Source organism: Rhizobacter sp. P2_H2 (assembly GCF_056403375.1).
Map to the genome: position 1 here is coordinate 1 of NZ_JBFUFP010001156.1, position 1,641 is coordinate 1,641.

General features: G+C 70.3%; 1 protein-coding gene. It reads right to left on the reverse strand.

Features of this window, described 5'->3' with window-relative positions; translation table 11 throughout:
• A partial coding sequence (locus AC1D15_RS31080) for a hypothetical protein (protein WP_477829068.1) occupies window positions 1–1,361 on the reverse strand: 1,361 nt, incomplete at its 3' end.
• Window positions 1,362–1,641 lie beyond the last annotated feature (280 nt).

Consider the following 1,641-nt stretch of genomic DNA (forward strand, 5'->3'; position numbering starts at 1 on the left):
CCTTCGAGCAGCTCGGGCTGGTCGAGCACATGGTCGGGCAGCGCGGCGATGCGGCCCACCGTCTCCTCGACGGTGGCGGCGACGGCCGAGGCGGCGAGGCCGGCCTCCTGCTCTTGCGTCATCTCTTGCGTCATCTCTTGCGTCACCTCCTCGCTCATCTCCAGGCTCAGCAGCTTCAGCCCGGAGTCGACGATCGCGCGCGACAGCACCGCCGCCTGCTGCGGGCCGACCAGGTTGGCGATCAACTTCGCCAGCARCGGCGACAGGAAGTTGATGACGCGCGGCCGGCCGATCAGCCGGATGCCCAGCTTCAGCACCGGCAGCAGGGCCGGGATGAAGTTCTCCATCATCGGCTGCGGGCTCTCGCCGGGCCGCAGGTCCTGCAGCTCGTGGATGAAGCGCTCGCGCGCGTCGTCGAGCTCGGCGAAGACCGGCGGCGCCTCGCCCTGGCCGAGCGCGACCGACTGCGCGACCTCCATGTCGAGCTGCGTCTCGTCCTGCGCGAGCACGGCGTTCGCGACCTGCTGGTCGAACTCCTGCTGCGGCAGCGGGGCGTCGGCGCCGGCCACGTCCTGCACGCCGGCGGCGGCGGCATCCGCGGCGGTGGCATCGGGGGCCGTGGCGGTCGTGGGGGCCGGTGCCGGCTCGGGCGGTGCGAACCCGAGCTTGCGCGCGAGCTGCAGCGCGATCGGCTGCACCGGCGCCGGCAGGTGGCCGATGGCCTTCTGCAGCACGCGCTGCAGCAGCGGCTTGACCAGTGCCTTGATGCGCGACAGCAGTGGCCCGAGCGTGAGCTTCGTGATGCCCTGGATCGCCGTGCCGGCGACCTTCTTCACGACACCGCCGACCTTCTTGAGGAGCTTGCCGAAGAACTGTTCGAACTGCGGTTCCTGCTGCATCTCGTGGCTCGCGGCCGGCGTGTAGCCGTCGACGAAGGCATCGACCTCGCCCTCGACCAGCCCGGCGCCCTGGCGCGGGCCGAATTGCTGCGCCATCGCGTCGACCGCCGCCTCGCATTCGCGCACCAGCGGCGCGAAGTGCTGCATCACCGCCCGGTCGGCCTGGCCGCGCGGCATGCCGGCGGAGAGTTGCCGGTCGTGCAGCGCGCGGGCGTGGCATTCGAGCTCGAACAGCGCCTCGTCGAACTCCTCGTCATGCAGCTCGTCGATCAGGCCGGCACAGGCCTCTCGCATCGGGTCGTCGTAGGCCGTCTCGTCGTCGCCGGCTTCGTACACCGAGATGAAGGGCGAGCGCGTCGCGGCGCGCTCGGAGATGCCGTAGCCGACCGAGGTCTCGGACTCGGTCGGCGGGCTGAAGCTGTCGAAGGCCAGGAACGGCGCAGGGATGGTGGCAACACTCACGGCAGGCACTCCTCGTTGGATTCACGGACAAGGCCGCACGGGACGGCATCTCTTGACTGTGAAAACGCAAAGGCCGGCGCGAGTCCGACAGCGCGAACTAGGGGGGTGGTGGCGAGTCCCCCGGAGTGCGGGGGACAGGGCCGTGGCGTCCTTCCGAATGAGGATGCAGTGCACCCTGCAGCGGCGTCCACTCGGCCTGTTACCTCCGAGGCCCCCGATGATCGACGCCTACCGGAATCTCGACATCCGACTGTTCAACCACGTCCGGCCCGGCCTGGAC